Source organism: Xanthomonas sp. NCPPB 3761, from assembly GCF_041475705.2.
Lineage (GTDB): Bacteria > Pseudomonadota > Gammaproteobacteria > Xanthomonadales > Xanthomonadaceae > Xanthomonas > Xanthomonas phaseoli.
Map to the genome: position 1 here is coordinate 3292862 of NZ_CM191262.1, position 13143 is coordinate 3306004.

11 protein-coding genes are annotated in these 13143 nt (G+C 66.4%); 3 read left to right on the top strand and 8 right to left on the bottom strand.

All coding sequences use genetic code 11. The features are described from left to right. Positions 1-270 precede the first annotated feature (270 nt). On the top strand, positions 271-1269 hold the full coding sequence (locus tag ACCQ00_RS14395) for a polyprenyl synthetase family protein (protein WP_017157215.1): 999 nt from the start codon (positions 271-273) through the stop codon (positions 1267-1269). 202 nt (positions 1270-1471) lie between these two features. On the opposite strand, the gene ACCQ00_RS14400 is transcribed toward ACCQ00_RS14395, so the two are convergent. From ACCQ00_RS14400 to ACCQ00_RS14420, 5 genes are all read right to left on the bottom strand, one after another. Beyond that, the gene (locus ACCQ00_RS14400) at positions 1472-2272 is read right to left on the bottom strand and encodes a dienelactone hydrolase family protein (protein ID WP_039573859.1); all 801 of its coding nucleotides are present in this window, start codon (positions 2270-2272) and stop codon (positions 1472-1474) included. A 312-nt stretch (positions 2273-2584) separates the two neighbouring features. Continuing rightward, entirely contained in the window at positions 2585-3991 is a 1407-nt protein-coding gene (murD, locus tag ACCQ00_RS14405) for a UDP-N-acetylmuramoyl-L-alanine--D-glutamate ligase (protein WP_039573857.1), read from the bottom strand. Next, positions 3972-5327, bottom strand: coding sequence for a UDP-N-acetyl-alpha-D-muramoyl-L-alanyl-L-glutamate epimerase (murL, locus tag ACCQ00_RS14410; RefSeq protein ID WP_039573856.1), 1356 nt, complete (start codon positions 5325-5327; stop codon positions 3972-3974). Before murL ends, murD begins: the two co-directional genes overlap by 20 nt. Continuing rightward, positions 5324-5782, bottom strand: a complete 459-nt coding sequence (locus ACCQ00_RS14415; RefSeq protein WP_039573853.1) for a hypothetical protein — start codon at positions 5780-5782, stop codon at positions 5324-5326. Before ACCQ00_RS14415 ends, murL begins: the two co-directional genes overlap by 4 nt. After that, positions 5766-8375, bottom strand: coding sequence for a bifunctional aspartate kinase/diaminopimelate decarboxylase (locus tag ACCQ00_RS14420; RefSeq protein WP_372353965.1), 2610 nt, complete (start codon positions 8373-8375; stop codon positions 5766-5768). The genes ACCQ00_RS14415 and ACCQ00_RS14420 overlap by 17 nt, the downstream gene beginning before the upstream one ends. Before the next feature lie 183 nt (positions 8376-8558). Between ACCQ00_RS14420 and ACCQ00_RS14425 the strand changes: the two genes are divergently transcribed. Together ACCQ00_RS14425 and ACCQ00_RS14430 are read left to right on the top strand one after the other, a co-directional pair. Next, positions 8559-9437 (top strand): PhzF family phenazine biosynthesis protein, encoded by an 879-nt coding sequence (locus ACCQ00_RS14425; RefSeq protein ID WP_039573847.1) that lies wholly within the window; start codon positions 8559-8561, stop codon positions 9435-9437. Between the two features lie 31 nt (positions 9438-9468). Further along, a complete protein-coding gene (locus ACCQ00_RS14430; RefSeq protein WP_039573843.1) occupies positions 9469-10350 on the top strand; it encodes a PhzF family phenazine biosynthesis protein in 882 nt (293 codons plus the stop codon). 340 nt (positions 10351-10690) lie between these two features. On the opposite strand, the gene ACCQ00_RS14435 is transcribed toward ACCQ00_RS14430, so the two are convergent. The 3 genes from ACCQ00_RS14435 to ACCQ00_RS14445 form a co-directional block, all read right to left on the bottom strand. Further along, a complete protein-coding gene (locus ACCQ00_RS14435) occupies positions 10691-11266 on the bottom strand; it encodes a glycine zipper 2TM domain-containing protein (protein ID WP_017157223.1) in 576 nt (191 codons plus the stop codon). Positions 11267-11418: 152 nt separating this feature from the next. Then, positions 11419-11853 (bottom strand): OsmC family protein, encoded by a 435-nt coding sequence (locus tag ACCQ00_RS14440; RefSeq protein ID WP_039583535.1) that lies wholly within the window; start codon positions 11851-11853, stop codon positions 11419-11421. 333 nt (positions 11854-12186) lie between these two features. Further along, entirely contained in the window at positions 12187-13134 is a 948-nt protein-coding gene (locus ACCQ00_RS14445; protein ID WP_039573837.1) for an aspartate carbamoyltransferase catalytic subunit, read from the bottom strand. Between the last annotated feature and the right edge of the window lie 9 nt (positions 13135-13143).

Consider the following 13143-nt stretch of genomic DNA (forward strand, 5'->3'; position numbering starts at 1 on the left):
CTTCCGAGATGATGCGCTGGCGCCGGGAGCGCGCAACGATGAATGTCTGTGCGGCAATGTTACCGCACCTGCCGCTCGGCGGTCCTGGCAGGTTGCCGCGCGGCGCTGCCCGGCAAGTGCCCTGCCAAGGGTCGGAAATCCAGCCCGCACAGACCTTTGCGGGTGACGTCCCAGCTGCGCAGGGCGGCAAATGTGAAGATGCCGGGCGTGCCTGGCGGGACGGATCCGGCCGGGGCACCTATAATCGGCCCACATCACGAACGCCTGCGCATGACCATCGCCGAAGACCTCCCCACCGTGCTGGGCCTGCCCCAGATCCAGTCCCTCGCCGCGCCCGACATGGCCGCGGTCGATGCACTGATCCGCCGCCGTCTGGCCTCGGACGTCGTGCTGATCAACCAGATTGCCGACCACATCATCTCTGCCGGCGGCAAACGCCTGCGCCCGATGCTGGTGATGCTGGCCGGCCACGCCGCTGGCGGCTCCGGCCCGGAGCATCACCAACTGGCGGCGATCATCGAATTCATCCATACCTCCACGCTGCTGCACGACGACGTGGTGGACGAATCGGACCTGCGCCGCGGACGTAGCACCGCCAATGCGCTGTGGGGCAACGCGCCCAGCGTGCTGGTCGGCGATTTCCTCTATTCGCGCAGCTTCCAGCTGATGGTCGAACTGGACCGCATGCAAGTCATGCAGATCCTGGCCGACACCACCAACCGCATCGCCGAAGGCGAGGTGCTGCAGCTGTTGCACGTGCACAACCCGGACACCGACGAAGCCGCCTACCTGCGCGTGATCGAGCGCAAGACCGCGGTGCTGTTCGCCGCCGGCACGCGTCTGGGTGCGCTTGCCTCCGGCGCAAGTGCGCAGGTGCAGCAGCACCTGTATGACTACGGCATGCAGCTGGGCTTTGCCTTCCAGATCGCCGACGACGTGCTCGACTATGCCGCCGAGGCTGCGGACCTGGGCAAGAACCTGGGCGACGACCTGGCCGAAGGCAAGGCAACCCTGCCGCTGATCCACGCGATGGCGCATTCGGATGCGAGCACCCGAGAGCGCCTGCGACAGATCGTCGAGCAAGGCGATGCAGCGGCGATGCCGGAAGTGCTGGCAGCCATCCATGCCACCGGCGGGCTGGACTACAGCCGTCAACGCGCGGCCGAATACGCCGCTGCCGCCGAACAGGCGCTGGAAACCCTACCGCACAGCCCTGCCGTGGCGGCACTGCGCGGCCTGGCGCGCTACGCGGTCGAGCGCACGCACTGATCCGGCGCGCTAGGCGCGCCGGACGGGATTTGTGATTGGGGATTAGGGATTCGCAAAAGCGATTGGTCGCACCTTACGAATCCCGACATGTGATCGCCAAACGATTGTTAGGCGCAGACCGCTGAGCACAACCCGGGATTGATGCATTGGAGGACGGGACCACGCTGTTGCGAATCCCGACTCCCCAATCCCCACTCCCGGCTTATCGCCCAAACCGCTCTTCGAAGAAATCGCCCAGCATGCGATACGCCCGCTTGGCCGCGCGCGGGTTGTACAGGCAGCCCGGCGGGCTGTTGGCATCGGCCTCGGCAAAGCAATGCACTGCGCCGCTGAAATTGACGAATTGCCAATCCGCGCCGGCGGCATTCATTTCGGTTTCGAACGCGGCGATATCCGCCTTGCTCACGCTCTTGTCGTCGGCACCGTTGAGCACCAGCAGCGGCGTCCTAGCCGAGCCGGCGGCGGCCGGGCTGGGAGTCGCGATGCCGCCATGCAGGCTGACCACACCGGCCAGCTGCGCGCCTGAGCGCACCAGCTCCAGCACCGTGGTACCGCCGAAACAGAAGCCCACCGCACCGATGCGCGCTGCGTCCAGCGGCGCCTTGCCGGCCTGCGCCTTGAGCACCTCTACCGCTTTGAGCGCGCGTGCGCGCAGCTCCGGCGAATCCTTCTTCAGGGCGCCGGCGAATTGCCCAGCCTCGCTGTCGTTGGCCGGGCGCTTGCCCTTGCCGTACACGTCGGCCACCAGCACCACGTAATCGTCGCCGGCCAGCTGCTTGGCCTTGGTCACCGCCGAGTCGTTGACACCGCGCCAGTTGGGCACCATCACCAGGCCCGGGCGCTTGGCATCGCCTGCATCGTCGTACACCAGCACGCCGCTGTAGGTGTCCTTGCCGATCTTCCATTCCAGCGGCTTGGCCTGCATCGCCGCTGCTGCGGGGAAGGCCAGCGAAGCCAGGACACCGATCAACCCAACGCCACGCCATGTCCGTTGCTTGTACATGTGCTTGCTCCCAGGATGGTGTGGCGAGTGTAGGCGCTGGCACCGTGCAGGAGGGGTCATCATCGGCGCTGCCGGCAGCGGCGCGGCCAGTTGGCTGGGCCAAGCGCACCGGGCATATCCGCATCCGTGGCGAGCTACGGTTTTCGTGGCGACCCGGGCAATGCCGTGACCTCGGAACTGGGCCGGGCAGCAACACGTAGCGGCCAGCTCTCAGGTGAACCTTGGACAGCGCGCAGGAGCCGCGCTATCGGGTTGAGACATCACGGCCGCGCCTGCCTGGCGGTGAACCGCGTCGGTTCCTGCCGGCCGCTTCTAGTGGATACCCAATCCGTCAATCGCGCTGATCGCTGCCGGATCGAACCCTGCCAGCTGGGCGAAATGCCGGCCGCGGGCTACGTAGTCGCTGTAGGCGCCGAAGCTGGGCGCCCCCGGCGAGAGCAGCACCACGCCGCCCTGCTCGCCCAGCGCAGCGCGCGCCAGTCCCATGGCGTGTTCGAGATCGTTGGCCGCATGTAAGCCGAAGCGCCCCGCCTCGGCCAGCGGCGCCAGCAAGGCATGGATGCGGGGACCGTTGGCGCCCATGGTCACGATTTCCAGCGGCGCCTGCTGCGCCATCTGTTGGGCGAAATCGTGCCAATCCAGCCCGCGATCATGGCCACCAACCAGTAGCGCCACGCGTCGCTGCGCAAAGCACGCCAGTGCCGCCAGCGAGGCATGCGGCGTGGTGCTGATGGAATCGTTGACGTAGCCGATGCCATCCACGCTTCCCAGCCACTGCAAGCGGTTCGGCAATGGACGAAAGCTCGCTGCCGCCGGCGCAAGTGCCGCCGCATCCAGGCCCAAGGCCTCCATCGCCGCCAGCACCGCGCACAGGTTGCGGCGATTGTGCTCGCCCGGCAGTGGCACATCGGCGGTATCGAAAATGGCCTGCTCGCCGCGGTACACCACGTCGCCACGCAGATGCCAGCCGGCGGAATGATTGAACCAACGCACCTGGCTATCGGGCAACTGCAACCCGGCGAGCAGCGGGTCGGCAGCGTTGAGCAAGGCGATGCGCGGCCGGCCTTCGGTTACCAGCGACAGCTTGTCGCGCACATAGCGCGCTTCGTCGCCATGCCAGTCCAGATGCTCGGGAAACAGATTCAACACCAGCGCCAGCTCGGGGCGCGCGCCGCTGCGCCCGACATCGCCGGTCTGATAGCTGGACAACTCGATCGCCCAATACGCCGGTGGCGGCTGCGGTGCCAGCACTTCCAGCAAGGGCTGGCCGATATTGCCGACCAATGCCGTGCGATGCCCGGCCGCGCGCAACAGGTGCGCCAGCAACGCGGTGGTGGTGCTCTTGCCCTTGGTGCCGGTCACGCAAATGACGCCAGGCACGCTGCCGTCCGCCTGCGCGTGTTCGGCAAACCACAACGCGGTGCCGCCGATGAAGCGCGTACCCTGCGCGGCAGCGGCCAATGCCTCGGGGCGATACGGGCTGATGCCGGGCGACTTCACGACGATCTCGAATCGCCCAAGCGCCTGCGCGCTGGCATCGGTTTCCACCTGCAAGGCTGCATCTGCCAGCGCCTCGATCTCGCGCGCCTCTTCGGCGTTGCAGAACACCGTCAGCGCTTGCGTCGGCAGCTGCGCGCGCAGCGCACGATACGCTGCGCGTCCTTCGCGCCCCCAGCCCCACAACGCAACGGTCTTGCCTTCAAGCTGCGAAATTCGCACGCACGCGCTCCCACAGCGTCGACGGAACCCGGTGCTCGCCATCGATGGCCATGAGTGGCTCGACCTGCAGATCATCTGGGTCGAGCTGCGGCTGGATGTCGCGGATGAAGCGCTTCACCAACGCGTCCTCCTTCCACTCGGCGCGGCTGGCCAGCACCGCCATCGCCGCGCGCGATTCGCGGCCTTCGCCCACGCATTCGAACGGCTTGTGGTCCTGGAATTCCAGCAGCGCGTCGTAGCCGCCGGCCTGGGTCGCATCGTCGAGCAGATTACGTCCGAAGATGTTGACCAACCGCGTCTTGGGCATGAACGGCGCCAGCGCCAGGAACACGAAATGGCATTTCGGGCACACGCCGCACCAGCGATGCACCGGGCGCTCGCCCATGATGTGGAAGTTGCGGTTGCAGCTGGAAAAGTGCGCGTCGTAGTGATCGGTCTTGGCGAATTGCCGCGCCACCGCCAACTCGGACAGCGGCCGCAGCAACGAGTAATAGCGCAGATCGGCCGCCACATGCCGCTGCACGTAATCGCCGAATGCCTGCTCGAACGCCCAGCCTTTGGACCACTGGTGATTGACCTCGCCGGTGCCGGGAATCTGGCTGCCGTAGCTGGCCGAACGTTCGTTGGAGAACACCACCTGGTCCACCCCGTTGAGCAGCGCCGCCAGCACCAGGATGGCCGAGTTCACCGCGGTCACCGGGATATGCCCGTTCCACGCGCCCTGGCGATTGAGTTCGAATAATTCCGGTGCCAGCACGCGGCCGATGTTGAGGACCGGCAAACCGGTGCGTTCTGCACAGGCACGGATCAGTTGCGAACCGCCGATCCAGCTGACGGTCTGCGCCACGCCGGCCTGGCGCAGCGCCTCGATGCTGACCAGCGAATCCTTGCCGCCCCCGATCGCCACCAGCGCATGCTCGCGCAACCCCACTGCCGGCGCGGCGGCGGCGGCCTGCGCCGCCACCGGGAAGTGGATCTTGCCGTGCAGATGCAAGCCATTGCGGTAGGCAAATTCGCCCAGGCCGTGCAGATACACGCTTTCCACCAGCGCGGCCGTCTCGGCATCGATGGCGTAGCTGTCGATGGCGATGTTCGGCGGCACCGCAGCCTTGAAATAACTGACCCCTGCAATGAGATGCAGCAACCGCAACGCCTGTTGCACGGCAGTCGCCTGCGCGCCTTCCAGCACGAAAGGGGCGCCCGGCACTGCCACGGTCTCGACCAGCTCCGGGCCTTGATCGAAGGCATACACCAGCGTGGCCACGCCGGTCTGCGCGTCGAGTGCGCAACGCACGAAGCGGAAGGTGGACATCTGATGTTTGTCGAAAGCGCTCATGGACTACCTGCAGAAACACGTACACGACGCAGATAACGTCGGCACAGGACATATTCAATCATGGAAAACGGCACCGCCGCCCATAGCAGCGGCAGGCAACCGATCACGAACAACAGCAGCATCACGTCCGAGCGAATCACCGTTGCGTCGCCGGTGATGGCCAACGCGACCAGCAGATACAGCAGCAGCGCCGGCAGATAGCCAAGCGCACCCAGCACCACGGTGCGCAATGCCATGCCGCCGGCGTGCTGCGCTCGTGCACGCTTGGCACGCCGACGCTGCCAGAGCGCTGCGCTCCACGCGCCGATGCCGGCAGCGACCAGCGCGGGGATTGCCCACTTCAAGCTATCGGTCCACGGGGCCGGTTGCCCGGCGATGTCGATGGCGGTGGAAAACACCATCGCCACGCCACCGGCCAACGTGCTGAGTGCGACGAACTCAGCCAGTGGACGCATCGATCACCTCTTCGCGCGGCAATCCGCGCTGATTGTAGGTGCTGGCCATCGAGTAGCCGTAGGCACCGGCATCGGCGACCAGCACCACATCGCCCGGCGCGGTGGTCGCAGGCAGCCGGCGACGCTTGCCGAACACGTCCGACGATTCGCAGATCGGCCCGACGATATCGAACGTGCCATCGGCCGGCGTGTCGAGTTGGCTGAGGTTTTCGATGTCGTGCCAGGCGTCGTACAACGCCGGGCGGATCAAAGTGTTCATGCCCGCATCCAGGCCCACGCGGTGCACGCCGTCCTTCTCGATCACCTGGGTGACGCTGGCCAGCAATACGCCGGCTTCGGCCACCAGATAGCGGCCCGGCTCGATCGCCAGGCGGTAGCCCGGATGCACGGCCTTGACCTCGGCCAGGCCCTTGGCCCACACCTCCAGATCGAACGGCTCGTCTTCGGCGCTGTACGGAATCGGCAGGCCGCCACCGATATCGATGGTTTCCACCGTGCCGATGCGGCGCGCGAAGCCGGCCAACTCGTCGTACATCATCCGCCAGTGCTCGCCGGTCTCCACGCCACTGCCCAGATGCGCATGCACGCCGGTGATGGTGAGCTCGAGCGTGCGCGCCACCTCGACAAATTCATCCACGCGCGTGGACGACAGGCCGAACTTGGACGCCTTGCCGCCGGTGTTGACCTTCTCGTGGTGCCCGTCGCCGTGCCCCAGATCGATGCGCAGCCAGATACTGCGGCCACGGAACACCTCGGGCCAGTTGCGCAGCGCTTCGACGTTGTCCACGGTCACCGTCACGCCCAGCGCGAAGGCCGCTTCGTATTCGGCCTTGGGCGCAAAGCTCGGCGTGAACAGCACGCGCCGTGGCGACAGTTCCGGCAGCGCCTGGAATACGCGGCGCAATTCGCCGTGCGAGACGCATTCCAACCCGAAGCCGGCCTGTTCCAGCGCCATCAAGATGGCCGGATGCGCATTGGCCTTGATCGCGTAATAGCGCTGATCCACCGCGGCAATCTGCGCCAGCGCATGCGCCCGCGCGCGCACCGTGGGCAGGTGGTACGCGTAACGCGGCGTGCCGGCCTTGGACAGCGACAGCAGATGCGCGCGCTCGGCATGCCACCACGGCGTGGGACGCGGACGTACCGAGCCGATGATCTGCCGCCAGCGCGGGCCGAATACCTCGCCCTCGCTGACCGGCATCGCGCCGCTGTCGATCAGTTCCGCGTGCAGGATCGGCAGCAAACCGTCGGCATCGGCTTCGTCGATGACGAAGGTCAGGTTCAAGTCGTTGGACGACTGCGAAATCATGTGCACGCGTTCCTGCCCGAACGTGGCCCACACATCGGAGAGCTTGTGCAGCAGCGAACGCATGCCGCGCCCCACCAGCGTGATGGCCGCGCACGGCACGATGATCTTGACCTTGCAGATCTGCGACAGATCCGCCGACAACGCCGCCAGCACATCGGTGTTGACCAGGTTTTCCGAAGGATCCAGCGACACGGTGACGTTGGTCTCGGCCGAACCGATCAGATCCACCGACAGGCCATGCTTCTTGAACAGCGTGAACACATCGGCCAGGAAGCCGACCTGCTGCCACATGCCGATACCTTCCATCGACACCAGCACGATGCCGTTGCGGCGGCTGATCGCCTTGACGCCCAACACCGGCTCGGCATTGCCATCGATGCTGGTGCCCGGCAGATCCGGGCGTTCGGTGTCCAGGATCGCCATCGGCACGCCGGAATCGCGGCACGGCTTGATCGAACGCGGATGCAGCACCTTGGCGCCGGTGGTGGCGATCTCCTGCGCTTCGTAGTAATCCAGCCGGGTCAGCAGGCGTGCGTCGGGCACTTCCTTCGGGTTGGCGCTGAACATGCCAGGCACGTCGGTCCAGATTTCCACCCGGCTGGCGCCGAGCAGCGCACCGAAGTACGCCGCCGAGGTATCCGAACCGCCACGTCCCAGAATCGCGGTGCCGCCATCGGCATGCCGCGAAATGAAACCTTGCGTGATCAGCAAGCGTGTCGGCTGCGCGGCGAAACGCGTGCGCCACTCCGCATCGGACTGCCACTGGCACGACACCGACAGGCGCTTGGACCATTCGCTCTGATTGGGCTGCGGCGGCAGCGCCGACAGCCACTGGCGCGCATCCAGCCAGCCCATGTCCAGGCCGCTGGCATGCAGATACGCCGCACCGATGGTGGAGGACAGCAACTCGCCCTGCCCCAACACCTCGGCCTGCCACTCCAGCGTGCGCGTTGCAGCGCGCGCGTCGCCCAGCAAAGCATGCAGCGCGGCCAGTCGTTCGCCCAGCACCGCATCGGCGTCCAGTTCGAGCTCGGCCAGGAAGTCGCGATGTCGTTGGTCCAGTGCCGCCACGCGCTGTGCGCTATCTGCGGCACCGTCGGCAATGGCGGTGAGCTCGTTGGTCACGCCCGACAATGCGGACACCACCACCAGCACGCGACCGCCGGTCTCGTTCGCCCGTTTGCTCGCCAGTTTTCCAATCGTGTCCCAGCGATGACGACGCGACACCGAAGTGCCGCCGAACTTGAGGACGATCCAACGATCGGTAGAGTGGGGAGCTGACATTGAGATAGGCGTTTAGGATGGGGGGGAAGATGCCCGGGATGCCGAGCGGAACCTCCGATTCTACTGCCAATGCCGCTCGCATGACCCCGCGTGCGATCACAGCGTTCCGTCGCACATCCACTGCCGTATCGGTTTGCACTGCAACCATCGCCGCGCCCCCCTTTCGATCGAGATTTTCCCAGCATGAGCAAGCACCGCTATCTGCAACTGGATGTTTTCGCCGCCCGGGCCGGCAGCGGCAACCCGCTGGGCGTGGTCTTCAATGCAGAGACGTTGTCGTCTGCGCAGATGCAGCAGATCGCCGCGTGGCTGGATCTGTCCGAGACCATCTTCTTCCTGCCGGTCAGCGTGCCCGATGCCGACTACCACATCCGCATCTTCACCCCGCGTGCCGAGCTGCCATTTGCCGGACACCCCAGCGTCGGCGCAGCGTGGGCGGCGGTGACCCACGGCGTGACCGCGTACAAGCCCGACGGCCGGCTGCGCCAGCAATGTGCGGCCGGCGTGCTGCCGGTCGAGGTATTCGACCGGCACGGCGCCTTGCTGGTACGACTGCGCGCACCGCACGCACGCACCATCGACACGGGCGACACGTACGCCCAGGCGCTGCGTGCCGCCTGCACTGGCCTGCGCGCGAGTGCGCAGCCTGCCGCGCTCTGGAACAACGGCCCGAACTGGTGGCTTCAGGAATTGGCCGACGCGCAGGCGGTACGGCAGGCAGCCCCGGACCTTGCCGCCATCGCGCGCCTGACCCGGGCCAGCGCCGCCGTTGGCCTGGCCATCTACGCGCCTGTGCACGATGGCGATGCCGACCTGGTCGTCCGCGCGTTCTGCCCGGGCGATGGCATTGCGGAAGACCCGGTCACCGGCAGCGCCAATGCCTGTATTGCCGCACGCTTGCACGGCGAAGGCCGCCTGCCCGGGGCGGGATCGCGCTACCTCGCCAGCCAGGGCCGCGAGGTTGGCCGCGACGGCCGTGTCCATGTGGAGGTGGACGCGCAAGGCGAAGTCTGGATTGGCGGAGCGACGCAGCAGGTGATCGACGGCCGCATCGATTGGTAAGCTGCCGCGCCCTCACCGCGGATCGACGCTCATGACCACTCGCCGTTTCCTGCAATTGGATGTGTTCTCCGCACGCCCCGGCAGCGGCAATCCGCTGGCGGTGGTACTGGATGCGCAGGGTCTGGACGACGCGGCGATGCAGGCCATCGCACGCTGGACCAAGCTGCCGGAAACCACCTTCGTCTTTCCCGCCGAAAGCGCACACAGCAGCTACCGGCTGCGCATGTTTTCGCCGCAAAAAGAGGTGCCGTTTGCCGGCCATCCCAGCGTGGGCACTGCACATGCCGTGCTCGAAGCCGGCCTGGCCGCACCACAGGACGGCGTCCTGGTGCAGGACGGCATCGCGGGTCGGTTGCCGCTGCGCGTCGAGCAGCGCGGCAGCCACCGCAGCATCGCGATCCGCACGCCACGCGCGCGCGTGGCCGAGCAGGTGAATGCCGACGACCCGCGCCTGCGCGATGCCTTGCAGGGCTGGCCGCTGGGCACGCTAGCGCCTGCGCTGATGGACGGCGGCCGCACCTGGTGGGTGGTCGAACTCGCCAGCGAAGCGGCGTTGCGCGGCCTGCAGCCGGACTGGGACGCGATCGCTGGATTGGCAGAATCCACCGGCAGCATGGGCGTGTTTGCGTATGCACGCGCCAACGCGCCGGGCACCTACGATCTGGCGGTACGTGCCTTCGTCGGCAATGGCCGGCGTTTCGAGGATGCGGCGTCCGGCGCGGCCAATGCGGTCCTCGCCGCATGGCTGGACAGCCGTGACGCATTGCCCGGCACCGACCGTCGTTATGTCGTCAGCCAGGGCCGCGAAATCGGCTTCGATGCCCTGTTGGAACTGCACATCGACGCCGATGGTGACGTGTGGTCGGGTGGCCAGGTGCAGACGGTGATTCGCGGCACGTTGGACTGGGCTTAGTCGGCGCGCCACGGGGCGCTTCCCGGCGGGTTGGCCGTCAGCGGCCAACGCATCTCATCTGAACGTGCATCACACGTTCTAGGGCGGTAGCAACGCTGCTGCGCAGGATCCAACGCAGCGAGGTGGCCTGCAGGTGCAGCCAATTTCTGATCACGGCTCGTGCACCGCACATCAGCGCTTGCGTGAAACAGCAAGGCGCCTGGCATCGATCAGCGCCGAAGCATTGTTGAGGCATTGCAGGCTGCAATCACCTCGCAAAACACAAGAACGCTGCGGTTGCCCGCAGCGTTCTTTTCAGCCAGATGCCGGAACCAGCGGCACCGCATGCATCCGGCACCGATCAGTCAGGGCGAACGTCCACGCGCACCCGGATACGGTCGCCCGGGTTGTAATCGCTACGCGTGTGGTAAGTGCGGCCGGCGTATTCGTAGGTGACGTCGTATCCATCCACGCGGTCGCGTTCGCGGCGGTAGGACACCGGCTCGCACACCCTCACATTGCCCTGATACGTGCGGTGATTGGCCTCGTAGATCGAGCGTCCCGCCGCGACGCCCGCCATGGTGCCCACGGCGGTGCCGACCAGACGACCATTGCCGCCGCCGACCTGGCTGCCGAGCACGGCGCCCGCAATGCCGCCGATGACGCTGGCGACGCCGCGATTGGACACACCGGCCTGAGCATAGCCACCATCGCGGTAGTACCCGTCATTGCTGGTGTAGTAACCGTCGGCGGGACGATCGTAGCAACGTTCGCTGGTGCGTTCGTTGTACGAGTCGGCAACGATGATCGGATCCACGCGCACGACGCGCGCGTATTCGTAACGGCCATCCTCGTAGCCGCTGTCATAGCGCTGTGCCGTGGCATTGCCCGCCACGACCAGACCCATCACCAGAGCACCAAGCACGAGAGTTTTCATTGCGGCAGCTTCATAGGGAGGACACGCTGCCGATGCTCGGCCTGCGCCAGTGAAACCGCACTGAACCAACCCGGCCGCGAAAAGCCCTATTCAGGTTGCCGCCAGCTGCGCGCGCCGGGCGTCTGCGCCGACGCGTCGCAGCGGTATCGGCACTAGTTGGAAAACTCGCTTTCCAGGCTGACCGGCACGGCGCTCAGCGCCTTGGACACCGGGCAATTTTTCTTGGCGCTGTCGGCCAGCTCGCGGAACTTGGCCTCGTCGATGCCCGGCACCACGGCCTTGAGCTTGAGGCGAATCTGCGACAACTGCGGGCCGCCTTCCATCGATAGATCCACATCGGCGCGCGTATCCAGGGAGGCCGGCGGAAAACCGGCTTCGGTCAACTGCGCAGACAACGCCATGGTGAAACAGCCGGCATGCGCAGCGGCGATGAGCTCTTCCGGATTGGTGCCCTTCTCGTCGCCGAAGCGGCTGCTGAAGGCATAACGGGTGTTGTCCATCAGGCCGCTCTGTGGCGTGCTGAGCTGGCCCTTGCCGGTCTTGAGATCGCCTTCCCAGTGGGCGGTGGCGTGACGTGAAATACCCATTGCAATCTCCTGCGCTGAAAGGAGCGCTCACGATAGGTGAGTGGGTGTTAGCTGGTGGTGCTGGGAATGGGGAATGGGGAATGGGGAATGGGGAATCGGGAATCGGGAATCGCAAGAGCAGATCGCCGGGCATGTCAGGCAGCGAGCGACTGTTTGTCTGCACGCGTGACGTTGCGCATCGAACGTCACCGCGCGACGGACCACGATGTATGTTCGGGGATAAGCGGCTGTCTCGTCGCAATCGCCGATGCATGGATCAAAGGCCACCGCGCGTTGTTGCGAGGTGGCGTTGCCGCTCGTGGAGCGGCTAACAAGAGGCATGCGCAGCCGTGCTCAGCCGAGCAGGGTTTCCAGCACGGCCATGCGCACGGCGACGCCGTTGGCGACCTGCCGTAGCACGCAGGATTGCGCGCCGTCGGCCACTTCATCGGTGATTTCCACGCCGCGGTTGATCGGACCCGGGTGCAGCACCGCGGCGTCGCGGCCGGCACGCGCCAAGCGCTCGCGGGTCAGACCGTATTCGGCGTGGTACTGCTCCAGCGAGGGAACCAGGCCTTCTTCCATGCGCTCGCGCTGCAGGCGCAGCATCATCAGCGCATCGGCGCCTTCGAGCATCGCATCGAAATCCTGGCCGACTAGGCAGCCCTCCAGTATGCCGTCATCGGGCAGCAGGCTGGCCGGGCCGCAGACGCGGATCTCGCCGGCGCCCAGCGTGCGCAAGGCATGCAGGTCCGAGCGTGCCACGCGCGAGTGCTTGACGTCGCCGACGATGACGACCTTGAGCTTGGAAAAATCGGTGCCCTTGGCCTGGCGCAGGGTGAGCATGTCGAGCAGGCCCTGGGTGGGATGCGCACTACGCCCGTCGCCGGCATTGATCAACGCGGTGCCCTCGCCCGCGGCTGCGGCCAGCGCTTCCACCGCGCCGTCGTCGGGGTGACGCACCACGAAGCCGCGCACGCCCATCGCTTCGAGATTCTTCAAGGTGTCGCGTGCGGTTTCGCCCTTGCGGGTGGACGAGGTGGATGCATCGAAATTGAGCACGTCCGCGCCCAGCCGCTGCGCCGCCAGATGGAAGGAGCTGCGCGTGCGCGTGGAGGGTTCGAAGAACAGCGTGCACACCGCCGTGCCCGCCAGCACGCTGCGCTTGCCCACACGCCCGACCGCCGCATCGCGGATCTGGCCGGCGCGGTCGAGCAATTGCAGCAGGGTGGTGCGCGGCAGTCCTTCCAGGGTGAGCAGGTGGCGCAGGCGTCCGTCCGAATCGAGTTGCATGGTGGTCATCGCAGGTCG